The sequence below is a fragment of the Ruminococcus sp. RTP21198st1_G1_RTP21198_201120 genome (assembly GCF_040924265.1).
In the GTDB taxonomy this organism is placed as follows: Bacteria; Bacillota; Clostridia; order Oscillospirales; family Ruminococcaceae; genus Hominimerdicola; species Hominimerdicola aceti.
Window position 1 is genome coordinate 90,474 of record NZ_JBCOMH010000006.1, and the last position, 23,635, is coordinate 114,108.

A 23,635-nucleotide genomic window follows, 5' to 3' on the forward strand; every position below is an offset into this window, starting at 1 on the left:
GCTTACTGACCCCGCCTTTTCCATACTCTTTCCATTGCATACCGAACGGCGTCGATAACGTGGTCATTGCCGTCGGGATAGCCGCTTATAACGTTGCCCTCTTTATCCCTGTCATACTCGCAGTTGATGAACTCCTCGCAAGCCACAGGACAACGCTTGTTATCTATAACGATACTTCGCAGAGATTGCAGCCACTTATATGAATACTCCCTGCTGTTAGGACCTTTCTCTGCACCTCTTGCAAGCAAGCCATATGCTCTGTAATCCTCAACAGACTTATTCTCTGCGCTGTCGCAGGTGATAAGATCGTTTGCCGTGATACCAAGCTCCAGCAAATGCTTTGCGGTATCAATGTTCTTTGTCTTGTTGCAGGTGTACTCCTGCCATATGAACAGCGTGTGCTGAGCAGGGGCATAATGCACTCTGACAAAAGCGTAAAGGTCGGGATACCAGCCCCAGTCAACGCCGTTATAGATGTTATCGAACTGTGCTATCTCGCCGTCGGTAATCTCTCTTATGAGGACGTTATCGAAAACATTTCCGCCCGTGCCGTTTGCAACGCCCATATACTCGTTCTCATAGGCAGTGGGATTGGTTTCTTTGAGAAATTCAGCGTCATCAAGGAAAGGCTTGCCAAGCCACTTTTTCGGCACAGTTAGATAAGTGCTTTCGGTAACGAGTCTGTCCGTTCTCGGCACTTTGATGTACTTATTCGCCCAGTTCTGAGCCGACTTCGGAGGGTTGAAAGACTTGAACTTATATGCTTTCTCGCCGCCTCTTATAACAGACTGTTCTATCGTTCGCACAGCTTCTTCACCGCCGAACTGGTCAAGCTCCTCAAACCACACGATGCCGATATAGCCAAAAGGCGGCTTGATAGACTTCATCTTGTACGGGTCATCAGCACCACGAAAGTATATTTTCTGTCCTGTTGAAATGCGTGTGATCTCAAGGGGCGACTTTGTGCAGGCAAACTCATCATCAAGACCAAGTGCAGATATTGCCCAGAGTATCTGAGAATAAACGCTGTCTTTAAGAGTATTCGCCACAGCACGCAGGACGCAGGCGTGCATATTCTCGTTCTTCATCAGCAGGTCGATAACGTTCAGACCGCAGAATGAGGATTTAGTCGAACCACGTCCGCCAGGGAAAACATACTCGGAATGTTCCTGCTCTGCAATATCGAACAGGACAGGCGAGAACGTAGGAGCGACAAGGCTCGCAGGGATACCGCTGTACGCCTTATCAGGCATAGAAACAGGCTCAAGCTTTTGTTTTTCAAGCCTGAGCCTTGCGTTATCGTATTTTATCTTATGCTTGAGCATATCGTCATCACGGATAATGTCACGCAGCTCTTTCACCGCCGCAACGTCCCCTTGCTTAGCCCTTGCCATAAGAGCCGCATTCACAAGCAGCATATTATTTATGAAGTCGGGGTCAAGGCTGTTAAGGTCAATGCCCTGCTCCACGAGAAACTCATAGTCCGCCCTGGTATTGGCAGGCTGTTCAAGCAGGAAGTCCATTACCTGCTTCATAGTCTTTTTACGCCTGCGGACTTCGCCTGATTTTTTACCGCCTTTTGCACCATTTTTTCGAGCTTCACTCGAGCTTGGAACTATTAAATTCTGTTCATTCGGCATTCACCTCACCTCGTTTTTTTGTTGTTTTGGGATATAAAAAGAACTGCCACATTGTTGTAGCAGTTCAAAAAATGATATTAAGCCTCCAAATAACGATTAAGGATATCACAGTTATCAGTACCGCCCTTAGCAGAACACCACGCCAAAACATTCTCGCAATATGCACGAGGAAAGCTTCCTTTCCTAAAATCGCAAAGTGAATTATCAACGTCATATGGAGTAACCCACTCTTCCTTAGCAAATGGGCAGTCACGCACATCATCCCAATTGATAACTGGATAGCTATATCTTGCTAACGAATCCATTAAATAACCCCCTTTCTGTTTATTAACAATGAATATTTTGTATAATTACATAGGCATCACCTCTTTAGTTGTTATTATACACGATTTATAACATTTTTTCAATTGGTTAACTGACTAAACTTTTAATTTCTTTACAAAAAATGTTTGTGTATAATTTTAACAAAATAATAACGATAAACTGCCTACAAACTATAAAAATATTGTACTTGCACTTTTTAGGCAACGCAAAAGACACCCCCATAGGAGTGCCTCTCGCAAATATATTATAAGGAGTTAAGTAAATGTTGGAGCAGATCTGAGCGGTGGCTCGCTCTCAACCTGCATACGGAGCTTTCGCCCCGTCGGACTTTTTTATGGAGGTCCGCAAAGAATTTTTTGCCGTTATGGCATATTATCATTATACTCTCTTGACAGGGGTGATACAAGGGCTTTTTCGGGCGTCTGATAAAATTTCTTGAACATTTTTATCGCATTTGGACCAAGCACCTTGCGAGTATAATTTGCCTCACGGTCAAGAGCCTCAGCTGTTCGTTCCCATGACATTCCGTTTATGTATTTGTTGATTATCAACGCCGCAAGTCTGCTGTCAGGCATACTGTCCGTGATACACAATACATTGTATGACATCTGTTCGTAACTTTTGCAAAGCGTTTCAAGCTCCGTCTTATAGTCCGCTATCATCACAACACTGTCTTCTATCTTTCTTGACGTGCCGCCTGTAAAGCTGGGCGGTATATCGGAGTTTTGCGGCGATGTACTCTCAGCCCTTGCATAGCATTTTTCTATGGCACGCCTTATCGCCGATATACGCTTGTCTATATCCACCAGCTTGTTCAAATATTCTTCTGCTGTCAACCTTTATCCCTCCTCGATCATTCTTCCGCAAACAGGACAGAACTCAAAGCGGACTTCCTTGCCGTCTGCACCAAGCTTTTCGCTCCACTCTGTCACTCCATTGCAGTATTCACAGCCTGCATATTCGGGTATGTTTACTCCGTTATGTTTCGCAAGCCCTTCGTCGCAGAGTATCAGCTCCAACGCCTGCAATGCGTATACGAGCTTTTCTTCCCTGTCCTGCGTTTTGTTTATCTTCCAGACCGTTGTCTGCCCTCTGCGGATATTCTCCTGCATTATGCAGGCTTGCCTGAAAAACCTGCCGTTTCGCTCTTTACTGTGAAGATATTCCCGCTTGTATTCCGCCTGCTTGTCCTCGCATATCTCTTTTGACCACCCCTCGTGCCTGTTCTTGTAGCCAAGTCTTGATAACTGCGAGAAATACTTATATTCCTCAGCAGGATACTCGTCATAGATGAGCCTGCCGTCTATTGCCATATCTTCATACCGTGCGAACTCTTTTTGTGACATTCTTTTGAAATCTGTTTTAATGATTATCCCCCCTCTGTGAAGGGTTGTGAAGGGTTTGCACCCTTTTTAAAGAACTCTTTCTTTATATATATTCTTTTTTATTTTCTTATGCGAAAGGTTAGAAAAACCCTTCAACCCTACACAACCCTACACACTTACAATTACTTACACATTATCAAGTGACAGTCCATTGAAGTATATACCGCCCCTTGTTCTTACTTTCTCAAAGCGTTTTGCAAGCTCCATACCGAACTTTGTTGAACTCATACGATATTCATTGTTCTGCTCAGCCCAGTTAAGATACGCCGCAAAAAGCTGACTTGACTTAACGCTCAGACCCTTGCCCACAGTACACTTATCCTCAACAAATGCAGAGATAACGTCCATTTCACGGCGGTACTCCCTCACTTCTTCAAGGACGGCACGAGGCATTTTAAGCCCCTCTTTCTGCCACAGCAGACAGCCCTCAACTGCCCAGCGGAATATGCCCGTAAGCTCCGCCGACAGCTTGTATTTCAGCCTGCGGTCTATCTTTTCTTCGGGTATCTGCACAGTGAAGGGTATCATATGTATCCTTCGCCATATGCCCGTATCTGTTCCTCTGATGACAGGCTTATGGTTTGTCGCCATCCAAAGTTTGAACTCAGGCTTGAACTCGAACTCGTCGCCGTAAAGTTTTCTTGCCGTAACAGTATCGTCGCCTGTAAGCTGTTTGAGCAGACCCTCGTTGATACGAACGCCCTCGTTAGGCTCAACGCTTGTCACGAGCCTTGCACCTTTGAGCCTTGCGATATCGCTGTTTATGGCGGTGCTCTGATTACTGCGCACCATAATAGTTTCAGGCTGGATATTTGCCGCATAGTCCCCGAAAATATCCCTTATGATATCAATGAAAGTTGACTTGCCGTTTCGTCCTGTTCCGTATAGAAAGAACGCACATTGCTCGGTGGTCGAGCCTGTCAGGGAATATCCCACAGCCTTCTGAACGTATCTGATAAGGTCTTTATCCCCTCTGAAAATGTCGTCAAGAAATGCAAGCCAGCGAGGACAATCGGCGTTCTCTGAATACTCAACGGCTGTCATTTTCGTCAGATATGTCATAGGGTCGTGAGGAGATATGCCGCCGCTTCGCAGGTCGATAACTCCACCCGGGGTATTGAGAACAGTTTTAAAACTGTCCATCTGAGCCGGCAGAACAGGAACGTGGTGCATGACCTCGCTTAGCATTGCGTTCTTTGATTTGTTAGAACGGCAGGACTTCATATGCTTTTCAAAGGCTTTCGCCATATCCGTTCCCTCATCTGCGTCAAGCTGAGCGTACACTTTTGCCTCTGCCGCCATGCAAGCCACAGCCTTATCAGCAAGACGTTTAACTGTGCCTGTCATATCGGTACACCACTTTCTGCCGTCATACCAAAGCCAGCGTTTGTCTGTATAGCAGTATCTCACCTGCTCGCCAAAAAGGTCAACAAAGCGTTCTGCGTTGCCTGTATCGTCAAATGAATAAAGTCTTGGCTTGGCTTCTTCCTGCTCCACAGTGCCCACAGAAATCGGCTCAGAGGGCGACTTGAAGTTAAGAGAAAATCCCCCTGCGAACTTTGGCGAATAGGTCTTGTCGCAATCTGCAATGGCTTTCTGGATCGTAAGTGCGCCGTAGGTCGAACCGCTTTGCGCCCTGTCCCACTTTTCACGCATAAGACCTGAGGAACGGAATATCATATCCATTTTCTCTGCATCACAGCCTGTCCAGAAGGCAAGCATCGAACAAAACGCCATATCAGCTTCACTCTGCGAAGCATATCCTGCGGTTCTTCCACTGTAGAGGGAAACGAACTTTCCTCCGTTCTTTGCACCTGCCGCCGCTTTGATTATCTGGTCTGCGGTGTCAAGTCTGACAGCAGGAACAGCCTTTGCCACAGGCTCGTGACCGCCTCCTATGTACTTTTCGTGCAATGGCTTTATGCTGTCGGAACACTCTGCGATGCCCTCATATTCTGAGCAGGAGTTGCCTGTCATAACGAAAAATCTGCCGTCCTCATACATCTCAACTGAGCCTTTACGTCTGCCACGCTTCGGGAGTGTTCCTCTGCATATGATATGTATGCCCTTGCCCGATTGAGATATCTCAGTATAGCTTTGCAGGGTGGAGATAAATTCAGATATGATGTTGCCGTTCTCTCCCCTTTGGTACGCTTCAAGCTCTTCCTCTTTGCCGTCAATGTCAACGCCAAAGTATGGACAGCCGCCGAACATAAATCCTATGCCCGAATGTTTTTCCGAGGCTCTCACAGCCGTATCGAAATCGCACCAAGTAGAGGGGTTATTTGACATAGCCCCTCCGCCTGTAAGTGCGTTTATCGGCACTTTCTTTATCTTCCCTCTCTTTTCATCTGGCACAGCGTCCCAGCATATCCAGTTTGGCAGGGCTTTAATCTCCTGCGGTATTTGTTCGTACATATATCCAACTCCTAACATAAATTTTGAAAAGTCAAAGCCTTTCACTTATCCCCGAAAAACGTCCCAAAAGTTGCATTAAAAATGCAACAATTGCAGAAATGTTGCCAAATTAAAATATAAATCATTTGTTTGCACAAAATATCATCTGCGTTTTTATGCAAAAGCACTATGACTTTTCGCTTTTCTCAGAAATCAGAACGGCACGCCGTCATCTGTAAGCACGTCCTCAAAATCTTCAAGGGAGCCTATGGCGCTGTCAGCCTGCGTATTTGTCTTAGGCGTTGCAAAGCCCGTCTGCTTAGCCGCAAAGCTGTCCGCCTTCGGTGCAGAGGATTTGAACTTATGCTTGCATTCAGGATACTTTGTAGGGCTGACAAAATTAATGCGTTCCTGCGGCTCTCCGTTTTTGTAATTAGGGTTTGATTCGTGCTTGAGGTTGACCCTTATGCACTTGTTCAGCAGGTCGGTGCAGTATGCTTTAAGGCTGTCATACTCCTTGCCGTCAGGGAGCTGAGCCGCCTTGCCCATTGCCATAAGCTGAGCAAAATTGTAGCCCTCCACCTGCATATCGTTCTCGTTAGGTTCATGCTTTTTCCATATGGTGTGGAACAGGCAGGAGTTGCCGTATTTCTGCCCCTGCACGTCATTTCTGATGACCAGCGTGAAGTTAAGACCCACCGAGCCTTTCTTTGTTGTGCGTTCCTCGATAGCGGTTATGATGCACTCGTAATCGCCCTCAGGCTTTAATCCGTTCTGAAATGCCTCTGATTGATTTGACTTAAATCCCATTTTTTATTCCTCCGTTAGTAAATTTACTGCGTCCTCTGCTGATCGGCATATGCCTGCCAATGCTCCGCACTCACGCATTTTTGTTATGAACTTCTTCTGCTCAGGACGAACTCGTCCCGACTTTGTTTTGACTTCGATAAAGACAGCTCTGCCGTCCTTATGCCTTACGCCGAACAGGTCTGAAAAACCTTTCGGCACACCTGTGGTGAAATATCTGCCGTCAACAGTTTTCCCCTCGCCCACGTTCACACGAAAGACAGTACAGTAGGGCGATACCGCACAGCGTATCTCGTTTTGTATCCTGTGTTCCTCTGTCAACCCATAAGCCCCCTTTGCCTTGCCTGATAATATGCCCAGCCTGATTTGTAACCGTGACTTTTCGCATACTGCAAAAGTTCGGGATAGGTATGACAATCGGCAGGACTTGAAAAGTCAAGCTTGAATCCCTCCACCTTTACAAGCCCCACGCTGCTGTCTGTTTCAAGCTTTCTCTCGGCTGAGGGAAACTCATATCCGCAATGAGGACAGCATACTTTCACCCCCGCAGGAGGAGCGGAGAAAGTATAGAAACATTCGGGGCATTGTTTCACCTTGTCGCTCTGCTCCTGCTTTTTATGCTGAGCTTTCGGCTTTTTCTCCAAGCTCCACTGCCTGTCGTCGTCAGGCATACCAAACCTTGCATAGTTGCCAACGTGGTCGATTATGACGGCTCTTTTATTTGGGCGATACCGCATACATCTCATAGCCTGCTGAATGTAAAGAGTAAGGCTCTTGGTGGGTCGCAGGAGTACTGCACACTCGCAGTCAGGAACGTCAAAGCCCTCGGAGATAAGGTCAACGTTGCACAGCACAGTTATATCTCCCCTGCGGAAAGCTGAGATAATGCTGTCACGCTCTGCCTTTGGGGTCGAGCCGTCGATGTGTGCCGCCTTTATGCCGTTTTCATTAAACACCTCTGCCGTTCGCTGAGAATGTCTGACGGAAGCACAGTAGCAGACCGCTTTTTTGCCCAAAGCAAGCTGTTTGTAATACTTTATGACGTCGCCGAAAACAGTGTTTTTCACCATAGCTTTCTCTATCTCCGCCGCCATATATTCTCCGTGAGAAACGTGAAGTCCTGTAAGGTCGGCAACGTCAGGAGCATAGTAATCATAAGGTGCAAGACAGTTGTTATCAATAAGCCACTTTGCGGATACGCCAATGATAAGCTTGTCGTTCACGTCACCAAGCCCGTCACCATTAAGGCGAACAGGAGTCGCTGTAACGCCCACTCTCGGCACGTCTGAAAAGTATTCGTATATGCGTTTGTAGGACTGAGCAAGGCTGTGATGATTTTCGTCAGTTATGATAAGTGCAGGTATGGCAAGCTTTTTAAGACGGCGTGTGACAGTCTGCACCATACCAACCTCGCAGAGTTTCATATCAACGCCCCAGCGAATAAACGTCTTTTTTATCTGCTCCACAAGCTCACGTCTGTGGACGAGAAAAAGCACTCTCTTGCCGTTAAATGTCGTTCGCCTTGCCATTTCAGCCACAATGCAGGACTTTCCTCCGCCGCAGGGCAGGACTATGCAGGGTGCTTTATACCCTGCACGCCAAGCCTGCCTTACCTGCTCCACCAGCTCATTCTGATACGCTCTCAGCTTCATTGGACTTCGCCGCCTTTACCCTTTTCAGAACGCATTTCATGCAAAGCTGTTTGCCGTAATTCTTCATCGAGCCGTCTATTATCTGCTGAACTGTACGCTTGCCGTCTGACATTATCGTCTTTCCGCACTCTGAGCAGATATGTTCGTCTGCAAGGTGATAGTATGTTCTCAGCGCTTCATCAACAAGTTTCAGATCGTTGCTTATGTACATACTGTCAAACAGCCCGATAGGACTTTTGCAGGTGTCAGTGCCGTCCGTCTGAGTGGCGAAAAGATACTTGCCGTCAACCACAACAGTTTTAAGCACAGTTGTGAACATACCCTCGACAGTTATCTTTTCGTCAAGCAGCTTGCCGATAGTTTTAGCTTTCTGCCTGCCGTCCTCGCCTGTATCAAGGTGATTGAGAAAATACACGATAACATCTTCGGGAAGCATTTCAACGCTTCTCACAAGCTCCCAAAAATTCTTTGCAATGTCAGTGAACTTCTGATAGCCCGTTTCCTTTGCACGGCGCATAAACTCGTTCACCATAAGATACTGACTATCGTCAACGGCTATGGACTTTGCCGTCTGAGCTTTCATAAAGCGTTCTATCTCACCGTAATTGTCGGTATGTATCATTGACTTAAACTGCGTGCGGAACGGAAGCTGTTTTCCATTCACGTTCACAAGTGCAAGCTCGTCCTCTTTGAAATTTCTCAGGGAAGCAGATTTGCCGCTTCCCGAAAAGCCTAATACAAGTATCGCAAGTCCCATTCTCTTTTCCTCCTTATCTTATGGTCAGTCCCGGTCTGCGGACAACTGCCGCATAGGGGATCTCTCTGCCTGCTTCGATAGCCGCCTTGACAGCCGTCTTGCTTATGTCAGGATCCTTGTATTTCAGCAGGCTGTCATCATTGACCTTTGCCCACTCCACAAAGGCTTTCGGGTCTGTTATCTCGGTGCTTTCCCTGCCCTTTGTAATGCTTATCTTAGCCATAACGCCCTCTATTTTGTTAAGGTTGACCCTCTGCATACTGTTCATAAGATAAGCTTTAAGGCTCTCTGCCTGCTTGACCTTCTGCTCACGTCTTGCTTTGAGGGCTTTCTCCTCTGCTTCAAGCATTTTCGCCTCGCTGTTCAGCACCTTGACATAAGCCGCAATGTTCTCCGCCTTATCTGTAAATTCAGCCTCGACGCATTCAAGGGTATCAAACCACACTTTTTCAGCCTCAGCCTTTTCCTCTGCCGTAAGCTCGGCATTTTCCGTCATATCCTCAAGGCTGTCAAAAAGCCTCTGAAAATCGTTTGTAAGCTCATAAAGTTTCATTTTTATACCTCCAGTGTTGTATTGATTATATCCGCAAGCTGTCTTACTTTCTGTGTGAAAAGTCCGTAATTGTCGCTGTCACTATGCTCGTTCACAAAGTCCACGAGCCTTGTTACGCTGTCAACAGCGGTTGAAAGATAGGCCTTGAATATGGCTTTATCGTCCTGCGTTGACGTGACATCAGCCTTCTCCGCAAGCTTTTTCTCATACTCCGCCTTAGTTCTGTCAAGCTCTTCACGAAGCTGTGAAAGCTTGTCCTGCTTATCCTTTTCAGCCTGCTCAGCTTTCTGCAAAAGCTCTCTGCGGTCTTTAAGGCTGTCTTCTTCAAGCTTTGAATATTTTTCCGACCAGTCAAGGTCAACACGCCGCATAGCGTCTTTAAGGTTTGCCACCTCTTTGCTGTCCGTTTCCACAGCCACCTCTATAGGACGGTTCTCAAGCTCCTTTATCTCGGCTTCAAGCTGACGTATTCGCCTGTCTGCCTTATCTCTCTGTTTCGAGATCGTATCGCAGATGTTGTTCATATCCTCAAGCCTGCCACTGAGCATATCTGCCTTGTCAGCCTTGATCTTAAGCTGTTTGACCTTTTCTTCAAGCTCTCTTACTGATGTATTTTCAAGGTCGGTGTTCTCGGTAAGTTCAGAACGTTCGTCCTCAGAAAGCTTGGTGAGAAGTGTTAGTTTCTTTACTCCGATTAGTGAACTCGAGTTCACTAATTCTTTCGGCAACTTCTCGACAATCGAAATGTAGTTATATACTTGTCTGTCCGAAAAGCCTGTTTCAGATTTACAGTAATCATTAAATTCCGAATACCCAAGCTCCTTGTAAAGCCTGCTGTCCCTCATTTCCTTAAAGCCCATACACATATCGTAAAGGCTCTGCTGTGCAAGCTGAGCTGAGGTCTTTATCCTGCGGTCAAGCTCAGCCGCCTTGATATATTCTGCCGATAGTTCGTTCATGCTGTTTTACGCTCCTTTCGTTTCTCAGCGAATACCCTGTCAAGATACCGCTGATATTTCTGTTCAAAGTCCTTTATCTCCTGCGGTTTGTCCTCGCCGCCGTTTTGTACCACGTTGTTCCTATACCCTCTGCACTGCACGATACCGCCGTATTGGCTAACTTCCACAGTATAGTAAGGCTTGTTAGGTTCAGAGGCTTTCCGCAGGAACATTATGCTGAGTTTCCCCATAGCATGGCGTTCTGCATATCCGCCCACACAATGGGAAAGTATCCTGCCCTCGTCCTCTATCTCTTTCAAACTGTGTGGCTGTCTGACAAGTAAGCCGTCTGCCGAAAATTCAAGGCAGACACGCTCTGCAAGTCTTTTCGTGAAGTTCTGCAAAACAAGCTCGTCATGCTCATAGTTGATGATCTTAGTGAGCCTGTTGTGCATTGTCCAGAAATCGTGTGGCAATGCTATCATTGTATCGTGAATGTTATACTCCAGCGTTTCGCACTGCTCCAGATAGTCGCTGTAATCAAGAGGTGTCATTTCCTGCTCGTTTATGTATCGTGCCACCCTTTGCGGTGTAAGACCTGTTATCCTCACAAAACGTTCAAGAGTGCCGTGTTCGTTCTTAAAGACCTTTGCTATATTCAGTAAATCTTCTGGTCTTAGTTTTGGATATTCCTCACGATAGTCAAGATACTGCTCCCACAGCTGTTCGCTGCCTTTGAGTGTCTTGAACTCCGTCTTGTTTAGTCCGAGCATTTTCAGCAGGTCATTACTTTTCCAGTTCACACGCTGAGAGAGCAGGAACTTTTCCTGATATCCCCAAAAACCTGTATAGCCAACGCTTGTCACGTCATATCCCTGCTTCATAAGATACTCGAGATTTGGGTGCTTGCAGTAAGCGTGAAGATAGCTCATCAGCATATTGCCGTAATAACGCTGATACTGACTGTACCTCATATCCGACTTATCTATAGCTTCCCAATTCAGCACCGAATAGGAATTATCATAGTTATATCCCATACAGCACTTGCAAAAGACAGGCTCACGGAAGTCATTACGCACCGACCAGTTAATGCCGTTGTCACTGCCGTATCTCACAGAGCCGTCACGGGCGAAAACATACCGCTGACGTTCCACAAGCTCCCCATTTGAGTATCGGTGAAAGCAGCGTGCGAAAAGCTCAGCACCCCTTGTGAGGAACACCGCATAATTCTTTGCACCCTTGCCTTTCATCTTATCCATAAGCTCATTATCCACCGCAGGAAAGCAGTAGATAAGAGCCTCTTTTCTTGTCTTTTTCATACTGCTACCTCAGAAGTCAAGCAAGCCGTCAAGGGATAGGCTGACAGGCGGTTTTGCTGTTTCTTCGCTGTCCGAGCCGTCGCCCAGGTCGATAGTCATATTGAAATGAACGTCCGCACCCTTGAAGTAAAAGCTTACAGCTCTGCGGTAGACCTCGATATCCGAAATACTTTCCCTTACACCCTTAACAGCGTTTTCCGCACACTCAGCGAAAGTCCTGTCCGTCTGCAGGACCGCCTGAGCGAACTCCTCGTTCTGCTCACAGAAAGTTTTGAGAGCCTCAAGAGTAGGCTTTGCGACCACCTGCGCACGCTTGCCAAGCTTAGCAACGGACAACTCTTGTGACAGCTTGTCCTGAGCTTTCTTTGCGTTAATGTTCATTGCCGTCACCGCCTCTCAGCTCTTCAAGTTTACACCTTGTACTGAATATTTTTCCGTATGCCTCTCCGATATCAAAGGCTCTCTGCTCACATTCTGACATTCCCTCATAGACAGCAAGTATATTTGAGCAAGCTTCATCAGCGGTTTCGTATGCTTGACAAATCTGCTCTTTTGTGCTATCATCAAGGTGTGTTGAATTGATATTTTTCAATATCTCTGAGCTTGTGCTGTTGGCAGACAGTGCAGGCTCGCTTTCTTTTAGGTACTCTGCAAAATATGCACCGCACATCAAGTTTTTTTCAGCAAGCGGACAACCTTTGCAATTAACAGTAAATTCTGTACAGTGGTTTACTGCCTTTTCAAATTCCTCTTTCGTTATCATCTTCGTCCTCCTCTTTCTCAAAACGTTTCTCCCAGTGCCTATCCGCCACACTCAGCGCAAGATACATTACTACATCTATGCCTGCAAGCACAGCTATTGTTATCAGCAGTATCAACGCCATTTTACCACTTTCCTTTCATTTCAACTTCGACCTTGACAATTGGTCTGCCTGCTTCTCTCACCGCACGCTTAATGCTCTCCTCTGCTTCCTCGTAGGCAGTTTCTTTTACGCTTACATACCACCTGTACGCTACATACATTGCAAGCACCACCAAGAGTGCTACCGCTGCGGCACATCTGATTATCTCTAACACGGCTATCATTTTCTCACGTCCTTTCATTTAAACGTCCTGTGTTTTAAGCTATCCACTCAGGGTGCTCAGTCCTCGCCGTTTCACAAAGCTTATCCCAGAGCGATGGGTCACGCCCGACCATATCCTGCAATGCTCCGGCAAGCTTGCGACCGATACTGTCCGCAGCTGCCTGCCGCTCCTGCTCCGTGCAATCGTCCCAAAGCTTGTAGCTTTTGCCACCGTCGAACGAAACGTGCCTTATGACCTTTAAAGGCGGATATTTCGGCATTTTTATCACCTCCTACTCAATTCTATTTGTTATCAAGGTTGTACTATGCTAGGAAAGTTCCTCGATAACGGCGATATCCTCGCCCTCTGAGCGGTCAACAAGGTCCATAGCCTCGCCTGCCGTCTTTGCCGTGACTGTTACCAGCCTTGCGCCGCTGAACTTGTCCGTCAGCTTGATTTTGTAGTGTTTCATTTTTGTACCTCCTTGAAAAATCTAACTTCTTGTGGTATAATGTAGAAAATAAAAGGAGCTGACCATAAATGATAAAAGTCATTCGAAGCAAGCAAATCGAATATCCTAGTGTCAACTTAAATTTTAAAGTTGATATGCCAAGAAATTGTCCTCATTGTGGTGTTGTTTTAGAGCCTAAAGCTCTATCAAGCCATTTTGTTGAAATGGCAGACTTGGATGACCACCATTATAAAATATATGTCCATTGGCTTTGCCCAAGTTGTGCAAAAGCATTTTGCTCAGAATATGAATACATTGGTCCTCAATATCGCACTGAATGTGATGAAGCTACACTTATTCAAACTGATCCTAAGTTCTGCTCATCTCCAACATTTGACGCCGAGATTGAAAAAGTTTCTGAGGATTTTGTTAAAATATACACACAGTCGCATAAGGCGGAGCAACTTGGTTTCGATAAAATATGTGGAATGGGTTATCGAAAAGCGTTAGAATTCCTAGTAAAAGATTTTGCGATTAATCTTCACCCAAAAGAAGTAGAAAAAATCAAAAAGCAAACGTTAGCTCAATGTATCGAAAACTTCATAGACAGTCCAAAGATAAAAACCCTTTCAAAAGCTTCTGCTTGGATCGGTAATGACGAAACCCATTATTGCCGCCAACACGAAGATTACAATATAGAGCATTTAAAAGCTTTTATCAATGCCATTGTTTCATACATAAACTCAGAGCTTGAACTAAAAAAAGCTGAACAACTTGTAAGAAAATCTGATTAACCCTTTTCGCAGAGCAATTTTCCGTCAAGAGTCCAATATTGAATGACCTCTCTACAGGGGTCATTTTCTGTTCCTGCGCCTTTCAAGGCTCTTGTTACGATCACCTGCTCAATCCTGGCACTGTCACATCCTCTTGGAATAGCAGTAATTTTCTTTTCCACGTTCCTCTCACCCCCTCTTTAATCACTTGTTGCATTATGCAACTCACTGAGTAAAAAAATATTTGCCGAACTCTCCAGCATCAATGTGGAGCAAGTGTGACAGTTTCTCAGCCTCGTCCAAGTCAAACGGACGAACATTGTTTATTTTCTGATTAGCTGTAGGTTGAGCTATGTTTAAACAATGTGCAACGTCAGCTTGGGTCAGTTCAAGCTCCTTCATTCTACCCTTGATCTTGTTCGTGTTTACCATATGCCAGCCTCCTTTCTTGTTGCATTATGCAACTTACTGCATTATCATAATAGCACATAACTTTTCACTTGTCAATAGCATTTTGCAACATTTTTTTATTTTTTTCAAAAAAGCTATTGCATTATGCAATTTAATGTGATATAATCATTATAACGAAAGCAGGTGAGCAAGATTTGAATACCGTAGAAATTGGAAATAGAATAAAAGCTGCAAGAGAAGAAAAAGGACTTACACAAGAAGAACTTGGTATCCGTCTTGGATTGAATAAATCAACTATCCAAAGATATGAGGCAGGAAAAATTCTCAGAATAAAATTACCTGTTCTTGAATCAATCGCTATTGAGTTGAATGTTAATCCTGAATATCTTGCATTAAAAACTGATGATCCTAGCCCTAAACATTCTTCTCATATTATAGACTCCAACGCAACCATACTCCCGCAAGACAACGTACATATAATACCTATATATGAGAGCGTGTCAGCTGGGTTTGGTGCTTATGCTGACGATTATATTGTGGGCTATATGCCGCTTTATATCGTCAACGAGGAAGAAGCTAAGAATACAATGTGCATTGTCGTTTCGGGGGACAGTATGTATCCGAAGATAGAGAACGGCGACAAGATACAAGTATTAAGGCAGGATTGGGCTGAGGACGGACAGGTAGTTGTTGCCCTTATCGACGGCGAAAACGGCGTTGTGAAGAAAATCAAGTATTCTGATGACAAGATAACCCTTGTATCATTCAATCCCGAATATCAGCCGAGAGAGTTTGTCGGTGCAGAAAGAGACCGCATAAGAATACTCGGCATTGTAAAAACAGTTATAAAATCCTTATAATAAAAAAATCCCCGCCAGCACCGCAAATACTGACAGGGATAGCACACAGAATTTTCTCCCGCATGATTACAAATACATTATATCACCAATTTAAGACAATGTAAATGATTTCATAAATTGTTTACAAATGTCGATTTATAGGGAGGAAAAAATATGACTTGTCCAAATTGTAAAGGCGAAAACGCACCAGGCGTAGCAGTATGTGAATATTGTGGTCACGAACTTCCGCAGCCACAGAAAATTGATAACCACGTTGAGCATAACAGCAATATCGTTCAGCACATCACATACGTTACAAACGTCCAGCAGGTCGCACCGCAAGCTCCTGTTGAGCAGATAAGCCCTAAGAGCAAAAGCACAGCTGAAATACTTTGCCTGCTGACCTTTTTAGGCTTGGGCGGTTTGAACAGATTTTATGTAGGCAAAGCTGGCACAGGTTTGCTGTACTTCTTTACTTTCGGAGGTTTCTTTATTGGAGCAATAGTTGATATGATAAATTTGTTTCAGGGAAACTTCACTGACGCTCAGGGCAGAGTGTTAAAATAAAATTCCCTGCTAGTATTGTAAATACTGACATGGAAGAAAAAAATCTCGCCCCCAAGTGCTACCAACACTCAGAGGCGAGCAGAGCGGATACTACCAATATCAGCTCAAAACGAACAAAACCCAATCACCACAAAAGGGCTTATTCTGCCCTTTTATTATACTGCATATTATTAAATATGTCAAGAAAATAGGAGGAAAAAATCAATGAAGATCGCAGCGGCTTACGTTCGTGTTTCCACCGAAGAGCAAACAGAGCTGTCCCCTGACAGCCAGGTCAAGCTCATTCGTGAATACGCCAAGAAAAACGGCTTTATCGTGCCGAAAGAATTTATCTTTCACGATGACGGCATTTCGGGACGTTCCACCGCCAAGCGGCAGGGCTTTAATCAGATGATAGGCACAGCTAAGATCAAACCAAAACCCTTTGACGCAATCCTGCTGTGGAAATTCAGCCGTTTCGCCCGCAATCGTGAAGACAGTATCGTCTATAAATCAATGCTCCGAAAGCTTGGTATCGACGTCATTTCTATCTCCGAGAATGTCGGTGACGACAAAATGTCCGTGCTTATCGAGGCTATGATAGAGGCAATGGACGAGTATTACAGCATTAACCTTGCCGAAGAAGTCAAGCGTGGTATGACGGAAAAGTTCGGGCGTGGTCTGAAAGTTTCAGGTCCTCCGCTGGGCTATGATATGAAGAACGGTGAGTTTGTGGTCAATGAGCAGGGGGCTGAGATAGTTCGCCGCATTTTCGATATGTACGTCAACCAAGATATGGGCTACCTCAATATCGCCCGTGAGCTGAACGCTGAGGGCATACGCACCCTGCATGGCAATGATTTTGAGACCCGCACTATCGCTTACATCATCAGAAATCCCGTCTATATCGGTATGCAGCGTTGGACGCCTGGCGGAGGTGGCTCAAAGGGTCACTACCGCTCTGCCGTAGCCGATAAAGTTGTTATTACTCAAGCTCACCACCCTGCAATTATCGACAAGGAGATTTTTGAAAAGGCTCAGCAGAAAGCTGCAAAGACTCGCAGACCATACGAACGCAGTGGATCCACCAAGCACGAGTATATGCTCAGGGGTCTGCTGAAATGTAGTTCTTGTGGCTCAAACCTTACAATGGCGTCGGTCAAGAGCGGCACTCTGCAATGCTATCAGTACGCTCACGGGCGGTGTAAGGAGTCCCATGCTATTACTATCGGTAAGATAGACAAGGCGGTCATAGAGGACATACAGGGGCTTGTGGACGGCACAGCGACCGATTACAAGCTTGTTGACCAATCCCCTGCCAAGCCGAAGAAAGACACGTCCAAGTTTGAGACACAGCTTGAACGAGAGCGAATGAAACTCGAACGAGTTAAGGCGGCATATGCAGACGGCATTGACACGCTGGAGGAATACAAACGCAACAAGTCGGAAGTCCTCGCCAGCATTGCAGAGCTGGAAAGCAAGCTCCGCCAAGCACAGCCGCCAAAGCCACAGCACACAGCCGACCGCCTGCCTGATCTGAAAGTCAGAGCGCAGGAAGTCCTCAAGGTTATAACCTCGCCTAATGCCACACCTATGGAAAAGAACAACGCCCTGCGGAGTATTGTTGACAAAGTTATCTTTGACCGCAAAACGTCAAGTATTGAAATGTATTATCTGTGTTGAAACGGCGTATTTAGGCGGTTTTAGAGTGGGTATAACTTTTTGAAGTCTGGTGGTGCGGACGGCGAACTTGGTGCAGCGCTTCGCTATCTCAATCAGCGTTACTCAGCCCCCTGTCGTGAGGTGCAGGCAATACTCAACGATATCGGCACGGAAGAACTTGCCCACATCGAAATGATCGGCACTATTATCTATCAGCTGACCCGTGACCTCTCCCTCAAGGAAATAAAAGACAGTGGCTTTGACACCTATTTTGTTGACCACACTACAGGCGTTTACCCTATAGCCGCCTCTGGTGTACCATTTTCTGCGGAAATCTTCCAAAGTACCGGTGACGCTATTGCTGATATACACGAAGACCTTGCTGCTGAGCAAAAAGCCCGCCTGACCTACGACAACATTCTCAGGCTTGCTGACGATCCTGATGTCCGTGACCCTATCAAGTTTCTTCGTGAACGTGAGATAGTCCACTATCAGCGCTTCGGCGAAGGACTAAGACTTATTCAGGATATGCTTGACAGCAAAAATTTCTACGCTTTCAATCCTAGCTTTGACAAATAATAAAAAAAGCGGGCTGTTGTTATCAGTCCGCTTTTTTGTACATATATCAAAAATCTTCCTTGTCCATCTGCTTGCCGCTCCTGCTGACCTTTTTATTAAGTATCAGCGAAAAAGCCAGCGTTGCGGCTATGAGTGCTATCATCACAAGCACTGATTTTATTGTCAAATGCTTCAACTGTGTTCCAATATATGTCTGCACAAGCATTTCAGGCATCACTCCCATTATCGAGCCTAGAAGATATGGTCTGTAAGGCATTCGCAGTGCGCCGTGTATCATTGAAACAAGGTCGCCCGGCACAACCACCACTGCCCTTGAAATGTAGGAGGCGAACAGATTATTGTCATGCCCATAATTTACAAGCTTTCGTGCCTTAGGATATTTCATCTCAATAACACGCATGATATCGCCACCAGATATTCTTCCCACAAGATAAGGAACAGTAAAACACACCGATAGTCCTATTACATTCAACAAAATGCCCACCCAGAACGGATATATTGCACCCACGCACACAAAAATAGCCGCAAGTGGGAATACCACCGACAAAGACTTCAATCCATAAAACCCCAGAATAACAAATGCGGCAAGCCACAAATTGTCCGGGCAATAACTGAGTATCTCAGAAAACTCATGGTCTTTCAGAAAAAGAGCACAGCAAAATATTATGATAATAGTTAAAGCAAAGGGTACATATCTTCCATATTTTCGCACAAAGCTATCCATAACTCCTCGCTCCTCTCCGATTCTTTAGGGTATTATACCATATTTGAATGTTCAATTAATTATCAATCAATGAAAACTGTGTTACAACTTTCGCTGTCAAAACAAATTTATAACTTTATCGTTCGTCAAATTGACCAACCATTCTCATTTTTGCACAATATCCCACTATCACTATAATTTTTATAAGTAGAATTATGTCGTCTTATGTCGTGAAGTGTTCTTAAACAAGTCGATTTCTGTTTTAATTTATGTATATCTAATTAATAGGTTAAATTTGTACAATATTGCTATTGACCAACGTACCAATTAATGTTATAATTAATTATAAGAATTATTTGGGAGGTATTTTTATGAGATACACAGTATACAACAAAGCAATGAAACGTCCAGTTTTTCAAACAAATGACCTTGAAGAAGCCATTGACTATACACGTCGCCGCCCAAGAAAGTCAAGACGACACTGCATATACGATGACAAACTAAAAACTTTTGATATAAAAAAAATAAGACATGCCGCAGGAATATAAAACGCACAGGGTGTAGAACTCTGTGCGTTTTTGATGTATTTATGAATAAACAAGTCTTACAGTCACTCTGCTGTAACCACTCCATGTGCAGGTGAACAAGGTCAGATCCCAGTCGCTGCCACCACCTTTTATGAGCGATGGAGAATCCCAGCCGCTCAGCAGTTCGCTGTTTGTGACAGTATAGTTAAATTCTCTGCCGTAAACATCGGTGAAAATGACCTGGTCACCTGAGCTGAGCTTATCCAGCTTATCAAAAAAGCCTGTGTAATTGTGAGCGCAGATTATAAGATCATTGTCTACACGTCTGCCGCTGTACTGACAAGCTGCAGTATTCATTGCAGCATAGCTCCAGCCACGAGTCACAGGAAACTCCTGCCCCAGTGTCGGGAATGAAATCAAGCCTATATATGAGTTGCCGTCAAGCACGATATCCTTATCCGGGTCATCTATCTCGCTGTCCGTGGATCGACTATCGTCAAAAATGTCAAAGGGTGAACTGCTGTCGCTGTCCTCTGAACTGTCTGAGATCTGCGTTTTCAGATCACTCAGCACAGCCTCCATCCTTTTATTACTTTGCTTTTCATGAAAATAGTTGTAATAATTAAGGGATAATGCCGCCGCTATCAGCATTATCCCCATTATTATCAACAAAAGTCCTAGCTTTTTTTTAGTCACTATTTTTCTCCTGTTGTAAAGGCAAGCCTATGTGGTTTCGCCTTTATTTCTCTTTTCTGCTTACTCTCCAACCTGCCACGATAAGGATAACTCCACCGCCTATAAGTACAGGCACCGGCCAGTTGAGCGAACCAGTCTGTGGTATATTGTCAGGCGTTGAGCTTAATGAATCAGAGCCTGACGAGCTGCTGTCAGGTGTGCTTGAACTACTATCTGTATTACTCGAACTGTCTGACTTATATGTGTTCTCTATAAGAAACAGCTTGTCATTGTTTTTGGTAACAACTGTGTAGTTGGCAGGAATATCTATCTCCTTAACTGTCCACTCAGCCGCAGAATTGTCTTTCCAGAAATACTCCCAATTGTTGTCAGCGTCAAGAGTAACAGTATCGAAAAGCTTGCCATCACGATATATCTCCACCTTGATACTATCAGGTATGAGCTTTTCCTGACCATCAGGAACTATCCACGACTTTCTTACACCATAATCACTGTCCCCTGCTGGGATCTCTTCGTATGTGAACTTGGTGTAAACTGTTATCTGACCCTCAGCCACGATATCCTTATCTATCTCGATAAGTGACGGAGAAGGTGTAAACTTAGCTGTTGTGTTTTCAAAACTCTTGCCTGAAACAAGATACAGACCCACAGAATCAGCAGAAAGCTTTACTTCACCGTTTGCGTCCGTCTTGCCTGTTGAAACTGGTGTTATGCCATCGGTTTTTACGTAGTTGTCGAGCGTATCAGCGACAGCCTGCATTTTTGAAGCGTCAGTAAAATCAGACATATCTATAGGATAATCGCTGAACTCTCCGGTAAGGACAAAGTCAGCTTCTTTACGCTCACCGACCTTATATATACTCCACTCGGCATTACTAACAGTCGTTGTATCATTTTTGCACACTATATTCACATTGATATTATCCGCTGCAGAAGCTGAGATCGTCATGCTTCCCAAGGCTGAAACAGCCATTGCCGCCGTACACAAAACAGCCTTTGCAAGCTGAGAAAATTTAAGTTTCATCTTTGCTACTCTCCTTATCAGGTAGATTTTCAACATTATCGTCACTCTCTGGCTTATCCAGCATTGCCACAAGCTCATCATGAGAGATTTTTTTGCGTTTTGAATCCACAAACCACCACACCAGCAGTACCACAAACAATGGTATTGCTACAAAAGGCACGACCACAAGAGAATCGAGCTGAACAGCGTCTGCCGTTATTTTTGAGACACTCTTTGTATCGTCCGCAGTTTCAACTCTCTTTGCACGAACAAGAAGCCTGTGAGAATTGACTCCGTATGGTGTACAGGTAGTCAACGTAACATGATCCTCACCTGGAATAATGTTCAGCTTATCCATTTCATTAGGCAGAACTATATAAACAGCCTCGACCTCATATGTATAGACCTCTTTCAACACTGTTATAGTGAACTCATCGCCCTCTGCAAGCTTATCAAGGTCGCTGAAAAGCTTTGCCGACGGCAGACCTCTATGTGCTGAAATGACCGAATGAGTGTCCGCTCCGCCAACAGGCAGGCTCGAACCCTGCAGATGTCCCACAGCGACATTTAACACGCCGTCACTTGTGCCATGATAAATAGGCAACTCCACCCTTATAGTCGGAATGGAAATATAGCCCATAACACCCGTCCCCGTTATATCTAGGATATCCTCATAGCCCTTGACCTGATCATAATCCACAAAAGGTCGGGCAAGCTTTGCTATCTCTTCATTATATTTTCTGGCACGGCTGAGTATCTCTTCATTCTCCTTGTCAGAAAGGTCATTTGCCGCTTTCTGATAAGTCGCCACCGCACGGCTTTGCGTTTTGGAGTTCCACCAATCGCTTATTGTTGGATATAACATCACGGAGAGCCCCACAAGCAATAACAAGACCAATAAAATTGTAGTTGATTTACCGCTTTTCTTCCTCATGGAGTCCTCCCTGATGCCTGCCGACCGAGATCGGCAGGACAAAGGTAAAAATAAATTCAAAAATTAGTCGTTCTTAGCTCTCTTCTTAGCAATGAGAAGCACACCTGCGCCCAGTACGATAGCTCCGCCTACACCGTAGAAGATCTGAGTACCGATACCGCCAGTTGTTGGAAGTGAGCCGCCCTTCTGGTTTATGATCTTAACTGTTGAACCGCTTGTGCCTGAATCAGTGCCGTCGAGCATACGAATGGACTGAAGCGTATTAGCAGGATCATATGTTGTGTCAAACTTGAACTCATATGGATCAGCTCTGTTATACTGAGCAGGAGCTTCTGTCTCAACAAGCTTGTAAGTTGTCTGATCATCAATGCCCTTGATAGTGAACTTACCTGTTGCGTCTGTCCAGATAGTATCTACAGAGCCTGCCTCATCGCCAATCTCAAGTCTGTAAACATTGTCTTCTATCTTGACAAGTCTAATAGCATCGCCGTGTTTATCCCTAAGCTGGAATGCAGCACCTGCAAGAGGCTCGCCATTTTCGTTTACCTTGTTACCAACAAGTGAGAATGTCCAGTCATAAACTGTAACCTTAGGTGTTTCACCTTTCTCCTTACCTGTTGTGTCCTGAGGATTGTTTGAATATGTCAGATAAGCTGTGTTAGGGTTATTGTTCACGCTGTCAGGAGCAGTAACTGCTACCTTAGCTTTTTCATTGAGCTTAGCAGAATAATAAGTTTCGATCTTAGCAACTGTAGGATAGTTCTTTACAAGTTCCTTGATATCGAAAGTAACATAGAAAGATTCCTTATAATCGGTTGTACTGCTGTCGTCGCCAACTGTTGTGTTAGGACCTACTGTAACAGAAGTGATCTCCTGACCGTCAGCGTCATAGTACTTGTATGTAAGGTTATCATTGAATGTAAAGCCCTCGCTGAGCTGGTCACGAACTGTGTATGTATACTTGTCATAAGCTGATACATCGCTTGGTATAGTTGTTGTGATCTTGAATTCTACATCGTCACCGATTGCGTTGTCACCAACATCGCCCCATGAGTCACTCTCATTGTGCTTGATCTGCTTTGTAAGTGTTGGCTTCGTCTTCTTTGGAGTAACGTTTGTTGTGCCTGAAACGTTAAGGATAAGAGCTGAGTTAGCCTTATCAACACCATTATTTTCTGTTGCATCGACAACGAGATAATAGCCAGCATTTGGAAGTGGAATAGTGTACTCACCGTTATCTTCATAGGCGGTTACAGACTTATTGTCGATGATGCAGGCAGAAGCGGCTTTTGCAAACTTGGCAGTATCTTCCTTTGTCCAATGATCTGCGTCTGAGATTATCTTTGCAACGTCTACCGCACTTTCAGCACTGTCGAACTGAGACATATAAGTGCTAAGACCAGAAGTTTTCAGGCTGGTAAGCAGAGCATCGCCATTAATGCCTTTGCCCCACTTGATAGTATTTGTTGCAGATGCCTGGTCAAAGATCTGATAAGCCTTATATACTCTGTTTGTATCAGAATCCTTGATAACAATGTTATTAACGCCAGCATCAGTAGTAGCAAATACTCCGAATGCTGATGTTGCAGCAATAGCTGAAACTGACATAACTGTTGCAGCGGCAAGAGCTGCGAATTTCTTCATCTTCATAATAAATTATCCTTTCATATTTGA

At 44.9% G+C, this 23,635-nt stretch carries 31 protein-coding genes; 6 read left to right on the forward strand and 25 right to left on the reverse strand.

What is annotated here, in order from left to right; translation table 11 throughout:
• Positions 1–2: 2 nt before the first annotated feature.
• The 18 genes from AB5627_RS05380 to AB5627_RS05465 all read right to left on the reverse strand — a co-directional run bounded on the left by AB5627_RS05380 (position 3) and on the right by AB5627_RS05465 (position 13,309).
• A complete protein-coding gene (locus AB5627_RS05380; protein WP_287215637.1) occupies positions 3–1,640 on the reverse strand; it encodes a PBSX family phage terminase large subunit in 1,638 nt (545 codons plus the stop codon).
• A 77-nt stretch (positions 1,641–1,717) separates the two neighbouring features.
• Complete coding sequence (locus AB5627_RS05385) at positions 1,718–1,945, reverse strand: hypothetical protein (RefSeq protein WP_287215639.1); 228 nt, start codon at positions 1,943–1,945, stop codon at positions 1,718–1,720.
• 381 nt (positions 1,946–2,326) lie between these two features.
• Positions 2,327–2,800 (reverse strand): hypothetical protein, encoded by a 474-nt coding sequence (locus AB5627_RS05390; RefSeq protein ID WP_302838242.1) that lies wholly within the window; start codon positions 2,798–2,800, stop codon positions 2,327–2,329.
• 3 nt (positions 2,801–2,803) lie between these two features.
• Positions 2,804–3,310: a hypothetical protein gene (locus AB5627_RS05395; RefSeq protein WP_368369716.1), complete on the reverse strand. Its 507-nt coding sequence runs from the start codon at positions 3,308–3,310 to the stop codon at positions 2,804–2,806.
• A 165-nt stretch (positions 3,311–3,475) separates the two neighbouring features.
• Positions 3,476–5,767 carry a phage/plasmid primase, P4 family gene (locus AB5627_RS05400; RefSeq protein WP_368369717.1) on the reverse strand — a complete coding sequence of 764 codons (2,292 nt, stop codon included), beginning with the start codon at positions 5,765–5,767 and terminating at the stop codon, positions 3,476–3,478.
• A gap of 192 nt (positions 5,768–5,959) precedes the next feature.
• Positions 5,960–6,556: a DUF669 domain-containing protein gene (locus tag AB5627_RS05405; protein WP_368369718.1), complete on the reverse strand. Its 597-nt coding sequence runs from the start codon at positions 6,554–6,556 to the stop codon at positions 5,960–5,962.
• Positions 6,557–6,559: 3 nt separating this feature from the next.
• Positions 6,560–6,874 carry a VRR-NUC domain-containing protein gene (locus AB5627_RS05410; RefSeq protein WP_256322109.1) on the reverse strand — a complete coding sequence of 105 codons (315 nt, stop codon included), beginning with the start codon at positions 6,872–6,874 and terminating at the stop codon, positions 6,560–6,562.
• Positions 6,871–8,205 carry a DEAD/DEAH box helicase gene (locus AB5627_RS05415; RefSeq protein WP_368369719.1) on the reverse strand — a complete coding sequence of 445 codons (1,335 nt, stop codon included), beginning with the start codon at positions 8,203–8,205 and terminating at the stop codon, positions 6,871–6,873. The genes AB5627_RS05410 and AB5627_RS05415 overlap by 4 nt, the downstream gene beginning before the upstream one ends.
• The gene (locus AB5627_RS05420; RefSeq protein WP_256322111.1) at positions 8,180–8,962 is read right to left on the reverse strand and encodes an AAA family ATPase; all 783 of its coding nucleotides are present in this window, start codon (positions 8,960–8,962) and stop codon (positions 8,180–8,182) included. The genes AB5627_RS05415 and AB5627_RS05420 overlap by 26 nt, the downstream gene beginning before the upstream one ends.
• A gap of 13 nt (positions 8,963–8,975) precedes the next feature.
• Positions 8,976–9,515 (reverse strand): siphovirus Gp157 family protein, encoded by a 540-nt coding sequence (locus tag AB5627_RS05425; RefSeq protein WP_368369721.1) that lies wholly within the window; start codon positions 9,513–9,515, stop codon positions 8,976–8,978.
• A gap of 2 nt (positions 9,516–9,517) precedes the next feature.
• Complete coding sequence (locus AB5627_RS05430) at positions 9,518–10,474, reverse strand: hypothetical protein (protein WP_289149084.1); 957 nt, start codon at positions 10,472–10,474, stop codon at positions 9,518–9,520.
• The gene (locus AB5627_RS05435) at positions 10,471–11,772 is read right to left on the reverse strand and encodes a PcfJ domain-containing protein (protein WP_289149085.1); all 1,302 of its coding nucleotides are present in this window, start codon (positions 11,770–11,772) and stop codon (positions 10,471–10,473) included. The genes AB5627_RS05430 and AB5627_RS05435 overlap by 4 nt, the downstream gene beginning before the upstream one ends.
• 9 nt (positions 11,773–11,781) lie before the next feature.
• On the reverse strand, positions 11,782–12,153 hold the full coding sequence (locus AB5627_RS05440) for a Cas9 inhibitor AcrIIA9 family protein (RefSeq protein WP_289149086.1): 372 nt from the start codon (positions 12,151–12,153) through the stop codon (positions 11,782–11,784).
• Complete coding sequence (locus tag AB5627_RS05445; RefSeq protein WP_289149088.1) at positions 12,143–12,535, reverse strand: hypothetical protein; 393 nt, start codon at positions 12,533–12,535, stop codon at positions 12,143–12,145. The genes AB5627_RS05440 and AB5627_RS05445 overlap by 11 nt, the downstream gene beginning before the upstream one ends.
• The gene (locus AB5627_RS05450) at positions 12,513–12,656 is read right to left on the reverse strand and encodes a hypothetical protein (RefSeq protein ID WP_368369722.1); all 144 of its coding nucleotides are present in this window, start codon (positions 12,654–12,656) and stop codon (positions 12,513–12,515) included. The genes AB5627_RS05445 and AB5627_RS05450 overlap by 23 nt, the downstream gene beginning before the upstream one ends.
• A 1-nt stretch (position 12,657) precedes the next feature.
• Positions 12,658–12,876, reverse strand: a complete 219-nt coding sequence (locus AB5627_RS05455) for a hypothetical protein (protein ID WP_022288317.1) — start codon at positions 12,874–12,876, stop codon at positions 12,658–12,660.
• Positions 12,877–12,892: 16 nt separating this feature from the next.
• Complete coding sequence (locus AB5627_RS05460; protein WP_022288316.1) at positions 12,893–13,117, reverse strand: hypothetical protein; 225 nt, start codon at positions 13,115–13,117, stop codon at positions 12,893–12,895.
• 48 nt (positions 13,118–13,165) lie between these two features.
• A complete protein-coding gene (locus AB5627_RS05465; protein ID WP_022288315.1) occupies positions 13,166–13,309 on the reverse strand; it encodes a hypothetical protein in 144 nt (47 codons plus the stop codon).
• Between the two features lie 68 nt (positions 13,310–13,377).
• On the opposite strand from AB5627_RS05465, the gene AB5627_RS05470 reads away from it, so the two are divergent.
• Positions 13,378–14,082 carry a DUF4145 domain-containing protein gene (locus AB5627_RS05470; protein ID WP_022288314.1) on the forward strand — a complete coding sequence of 235 codons (705 nt, stop codon included), beginning with the start codon at positions 13,378–13,380 and terminating at the stop codon, positions 14,080–14,082.
• On the opposite strand, the gene AB5627_RS05475 is transcribed toward AB5627_RS05470, so the two are convergent.
• Both AB5627_RS05475 and AB5627_RS05480 read right to left on the reverse strand, forming a co-directional pair.
• Positions 14,079–14,243, reverse strand: coding sequence for a hypothetical protein (locus AB5627_RS05475; protein WP_022288313.1), 165 nt, complete (start codon positions 14,241–14,243; stop codon positions 14,079–14,081). The two genes, AB5627_RS05470 and AB5627_RS05475, sit on opposite strands and share 4 nt — an antisense overlap.
• Positions 14,244–14,286: 43 nt before the next feature.
• A complete protein-coding gene (locus AB5627_RS05480) occupies positions 14,287–14,493 on the reverse strand; it encodes a helix-turn-helix transcriptional regulator (RefSeq protein ID WP_022288312.1) in 207 nt (68 codons plus the stop codon).
• A 173-nt stretch (positions 14,494–14,666) separates the two neighbouring features.
• On the opposite strand from AB5627_RS05480, the gene AB5627_RS05485 reads away from it, so the two are divergent.
• The 4 genes from AB5627_RS05485 to AB5627_RS05500 all read left to right on the forward strand — a co-directional run bounded on the left by AB5627_RS05485 (position 14,667) and on the right by AB5627_RS05500 (position 18,098).
• Positions 14,667–15,332 carry a LexA family transcriptional regulator gene (locus AB5627_RS05485; protein WP_022288311.1) on the forward strand — a complete coding sequence of 222 codons (666 nt, stop codon included), beginning with the start codon at positions 14,667–14,669 and terminating at the stop codon, positions 15,330–15,332.
• Between the two features lie 153 nt (positions 15,333–15,485).
• On the forward strand, positions 15,486–15,878 hold the full coding sequence (locus AB5627_RS05490) for an NINE protein (protein WP_022288310.1): 393 nt from the start codon (positions 15,486–15,488) through the stop codon (positions 15,876–15,878).
• Positions 15,879–16,082: 204 nt separating this feature from the next.
• On the forward strand, positions 16,083–17,540 hold the full coding sequence (locus tag AB5627_RS05495; RefSeq protein ID WP_022288309.1) for a recombinase family protein: 1,458 nt from the start codon (positions 16,083–16,085) through the stop codon (positions 17,538–17,540).
• Between the two features lie 39 nt (positions 17,541–17,579).
• On the forward strand, positions 17,580–18,098 hold the full coding sequence (locus AB5627_RS05500; RefSeq protein ID WP_303159874.1) for a manganese catalase family protein: 519 nt from the start codon (positions 17,580–17,582) through the stop codon (positions 18,096–18,098).
• 46 nt (positions 18,099–18,144) lie between these two features.
• Here AB5627_RS05500 and AB5627_RS05505 read toward each other — a convergent pair whose 3' ends face one another.
• On the reverse strand, positions 18,145–18,822 hold the full coding sequence (locus AB5627_RS05505; RefSeq protein WP_022288307.1) for a TVP38/TMEM64 family protein: 678 nt from the start codon (positions 18,820–18,822) through the stop codon (positions 18,145–18,147).
• A gap of 350 nt (positions 18,823–19,172) precedes the next feature.
• On the opposite strand from AB5627_RS05505, the gene AB5627_RS05510 reads away from it, so the two are divergent.
• Positions 19,173–19,349, forward strand: a complete 177-nt coding sequence (locus AB5627_RS05510) for a hypothetical protein (protein ID WP_022288306.1) — start codon at positions 19,173–19,175, stop codon at positions 19,347–19,349.
• A 39-nt stretch (positions 19,350–19,388) separates the two neighbouring features.
• Here AB5627_RS05510 and AB5627_RS05515 read toward each other — a convergent pair whose 3' ends face one another.
• The 4 genes from AB5627_RS05515 to AB5627_RS05530 form a co-directional block, all read right to left on the reverse strand.
• Entirely contained in the window at positions 19,389–20,024 is a 636-nt protein-coding gene (locus AB5627_RS05515) for a sortase (protein ID WP_022288305.1), read from the reverse strand.
• Between the two features lie 43 nt (positions 20,025–20,067).
• The gene (locus tag AB5627_RS05520) at positions 20,068–21,048 is read right to left on the reverse strand and encodes a Cna B-type domain-containing protein (RefSeq protein ID WP_368369723.1); all 981 of its coding nucleotides are present in this window, start codon (positions 21,046–21,048) and stop codon (positions 20,068–20,070) included.
• Positions 21,038–21,961, reverse strand: a complete 924-nt coding sequence (locus AB5627_RS05525; protein WP_046440730.1) for a class C sortase — start codon at positions 21,959–21,961, stop codon at positions 21,038–21,040. The genes AB5627_RS05520 and AB5627_RS05525 overlap by 11 nt, the downstream gene beginning before the upstream one ends.
• Before the next feature lie 63 nt (positions 21,962–22,024).
• Complete coding sequence (locus tag AB5627_RS05530; protein WP_368369724.1) at positions 22,025–23,611, reverse strand: isopeptide-forming domain-containing fimbrial protein; 1,587 nt, start codon at positions 23,609–23,611, stop codon at positions 22,025–22,027.
• Positions 23,612–23,635: the final 24 nt, after the last annotated feature.